Below are 3659 nucleotides of genomic sequence, written 5' to 3' on the forward strand. Positions count from 1 at the left end.
CTTCGGGGAGGTCGAGCCCGGCGCCCACGGGGTCGCCGTGCCCATCGAGGCGCCGGGACTGCCCGCGGCCTGCCTGAACCTCATCACCTACCGCTCCGAGATCGCGCAGAAGGCGCCCGCCTCGCTGATCGCCGCCTCGGCGCGTCTGGCCGAACGCCTCGCCTGAGCTCCGGAAATTGACTTCCGGGTCCGACGGTGGTGCTATGGCCGCACCAGGACGTGCAAATAACGCGTGAAGGCGTGCACATTGAGCACAGGAGGCGTTGTGACTCTGACCCAGGAATCCGCGGCCCGCGACATCACCCTCCCGTCGGGCACGCACCTGAGGTACTACGAGGCCGGTGACGCCACGGCGCCGCCGGTCGTGCTCCTGCACGGCTCCGGGCCGGGGGCGACCGGCTGGTCGAACTTCTCCGGGAACATCGAGGCCGTCGCCCGGGGCGGATTCCGCGTCCTCGCCCCCGACATGCCCGGCTGGGGCGAGTCGGACGCGGTCAGGACCGTCGACATGGACCACGACGCCGACCTGATCGCCTTCCTCGACGCCCTCGGCATCGAGAAGGCGGCGCTGGTCGGCAACTCGATGGGCGCCCACACCGCGGTCCGGTTCGCCACCCTGCACCCCGAGCGCATCAGCCACCTGGTCACCATGGGCGCCTCGCTGGGCCGCGGCCCGGTCAAGAACCTGTTCTCCGCCGGGGACGGCCCCAGCGAGGGACTGAAGGTCATCGCCCGCGCCTACCGCGACCCCAGCCCGGAGAACATGACGGCGCTGGTCGAGATCATGACCTTCGACAAGGCGCGGTTCGCCACGCCCGAGCTCACCCAGGCCCGCTCCCGGGCCGCCCTGGCGCACCCCGAGCACCTGACGAACTACGTCGAGGGCCTCGCCCACGGCGCGCCGATCCCGGTCAAGGTCGACCGCGACCGCATCCCCGACATCCGGGTCCCGGCCCTGATCATCCACGGCAAGGACGACCGGGTCCTGCACTTCGAGGTCAGCCTGTGGCTGACCGCCAACATCCCCGACTCCCGCCTCGTGCTCCTCAACCGCTGCGGGCACTGGGCGATGATCGAGCACGCCGACGAGTTCAACCGTCTCGTCGTGGACTTCCTCTCGCACAACTGAGGCCGCCGCACATGTCCACCCCCACTCTTGACACCGACGTCGTCGTCATCGGAGCCGGACCCGTCGGGCTCACCCTCGCCAACCTCATCGGCGTGCGCGGCCACCGCGCCGTCGTCCTGGAGGCGCGGCAGGAGCTGATCGACTACCCGCGCGGCGTCGGCCTCGACGACGAAGCCATCCGCACCCTGTCCACCGCCGGACTGTGGGAGCGGGTCCAGCCCTTCACCGTCCCGCACCACGTCGTGCGGCTCGTCAACGGCACCGGCCAGGTGCTCGCCACCAACGACCCCACGACCGAGGAGTTCGGCCACCCGCGCAAGCACGGGTTCATCCAGCCGCTCGTCGACAAGGAGCTGGCGGCCGGACTCGGGCGCTTCGCCGGCCACGAGCTGCGCTTCGGCCACCGGGTCACCGGCCTGGAGGACCGTGGCGACCACGTCGCCGTCACCGCCGAGCGCCTCGACGCCGACGGCGCGGTCCTGGAGACCGTCACCGTCACCGGCCGCTACGCCGTCGGCTGCGAGGGCGGCAGCTCCTTCACCCGCAAGTGGATGGGCGTGGAGTTCGAGGGCAAGTCGCCGTCGACCCGCTGGGTCGTGGTGGACGTCGCCGACGACCCGGTCGGCACGCCGTCGGTCTACCTCGGCGCGGACCCCCGCCGCCCGTACGTGTCCATCGGCCTGCCGCAGGGCGTGCGCCGCTGGGAGTTCATGCTCCACGACGACGAGCCCACGGACCTGGTCGACGACCGGGCCTTCATGGACTCGCTGCTCAGGCGCCACGTGCCGGACCCGTCCGCGCTGAAGATCATCAACCAGCGCACCTTCACCCACCACGGGCGGGTCGCCGCCACCTTCCGCAAGGGCCGCGTCTTCCTGGCCGGGGACGCCGCGCACCTCATGCCGGTGTGGCTCGGCCAGGGCTGGAACTCCGGCGTGCGCGACGCCACCAACCTCGCCTGGAAGCTCACCGCGGTCCTGAACGGCGACGCCGGCGACGCCCTGCTCGACACGTACACGACGGAGCGCCGCAAGCACGCCGCCGACATGATCGACGTCAACATGACCGCCGGCACCGTGATGAAGATGCGGCCCCTCGGCGGCTGGCTGCGCGACCGCACGGCCTCGGCGCTCAACCTCGTGCCGACGTGGAAGTCCTACTTCACCGAGCTGCGCTTCAAGCCGATGCCCCGCTACGCCGCGGGCGTGGTCGTCGACCAGGTGACGCTGACGCCCGGCACCGCCCGGGCGAGCTTCAAGGACGGCAAGCTCTTCCCGTTCGTCGACTCGGCGGGCTCGGCCTCCCCCGTCGGGCTCCAGTTCATCCAGCCCCGCGTCACGACCAATGAGGCCCGCGACGTCCTGCTGGACGAGGTCACCGGCGACTGGTGGACCCTCGCGTCCTGGGGCGGCGACCCCACCGCCCATCTCACCGCCGCGGACCTCGCGTTCGTCCGGCGGCACCGGATCCGGCTCGTCTCGTTCGTGCCGGAGACCCAGCGGGAGTGGGCGGAGAAGCGGTTCGCCGGCTCGCCGGCGCCGGTCACCGTGGTCGGCGACCCGTCCGGCGCGCTCAAGAACTGGTTCGACGTGCGCGCCTGCGGCACCGTCGTCCTGCGCCCCGACCGCTTCGTGGCCGCCGCGTGCCTGACCCAGCAGACGTCCACGGCGCTCGCCGCCCTCAAGCGGGCCGGCGCGCTCGCCGAAGGAGTTCCCGCATGAGCCTCGCCCTCGTCACCATGTCCCACTCGCCCCTGCTGGAGTTCAACGATCCGCCGGCGGCCGTCAAGGCCGAGGTCGACGCCGCCTTCGAGCAGGCCCGCTCCTTCGTCCAGGACTACGACCCGACGCTGGTGGTCGCGTTCGCCCCCGACCACTACAACGGCTTCTTCTACGACCTGATGCCGCCGTTCTGCATCGGCTACGAAGCCCTCGGCGTCGGCGACTACGGCACCGCCGAAGGGCCGCTCGACGTCCCGACCGAGCTGTCCGAGCGGCTGGCCCAGCACGTGATCGACCACGACGTCGACGTGGCGATCTCCCGCCGGATGGAACTCGACCACGGAGCGGTCCAGCCGCTGGAGATCCTCTTCGGCGGCATCGCCACCGTGCCCACCATCCCCGTCTTCGTCAACGGCGTCGCGAAGCCGTTCACCTCGATGCGCAGGGTCCGCCTGCTGGGCGAGGCGGTCGGGTCGTTCCTGGCGAGCCTCGACGAACGCGTCCTGGTGATCGGCTCCGGCGGCCTCTCCCACGACCCGCCGGTACCGCAGTGGGCCACCGCCGACGAGCAGGCGCGCAAGCTGCTGCTCGACGGACGCCACCCCACCGCCGCGGCCCGCGACGCCCGCCAGCAGCGCGTCATCGACGCGGGCCGGGCGTTCGCGGCCGGCACCTCCCCGATCCGCGACCTCAACCCCGAGTGGGACCGGGCGCTGATGGAGACCCTCGCCTCGGGAGACCTCGGCCCCGTCGACGCGATGGTCCCCGCGGAGATGGCGGAGGCCGCCGGGAACTCCGCGCACGAGGTC

3 protein-coding genes are annotated in these 3659 nt (G+C 71.9%); all 3 read left to right on the forward strand.

Features of this window, described 5'->3' with window-relative positions:
* The first annotated feature begins 265 nt into the window (after positions 1-265).
* Positions 266-1129 carry an alpha/beta fold hydrolase gene (locus HW445_RS22250; RefSeq protein ID WP_180222743.1) on the forward strand — a complete coding sequence of 288 codons (864 nt, stop codon included), beginning with the start codon at positions 266-268 and terminating at the stop codon, positions 1127-1129.
* Positions 1130-1140: 11 nt separating this feature from the next.
* Positions 1141-2850: a bifunctional 3-(3-hydroxy-phenyl)propionate/3-hydroxycinnamic acid hydroxylase gene (locus HW445_RS22255; RefSeq protein ID WP_180222744.1), complete on the forward strand. Its 1710-nt coding sequence runs from the start codon at positions 1141-1143 to the stop codon at positions 2848-2850.
* The coding region (locus HW445_RS22260; protein ID WP_180222745.1) for a 3-carboxyethylcatechol 2,3-dioxygenase at positions 2847-3659 on the forward strand (813 nt) is incomplete at its 3' end. The genes HW445_RS22255 and HW445_RS22260, both read left to right, overlap by 4 nt.

This window comes from Streptomyces sp. UH6 (assembly GCF_013421635.1).
In the GTDB taxonomy this organism is placed as follows: domain Bacteria; phylum Actinomycetota; class Actinomycetes; order Streptomycetales; family Streptomycetaceae; genus Streptomyces; species Streptomyces abyssomicinicus.

Excerpts from the sequence above, each read along its gene's own strand:
- HW445_RS22255 (WP_180222744.1), top strand. The coding sequence starts at position 1,141 with ATGTCCACCCCCACTCTTGACACCGACGTCGTCGTCATCGGAGCCGGA.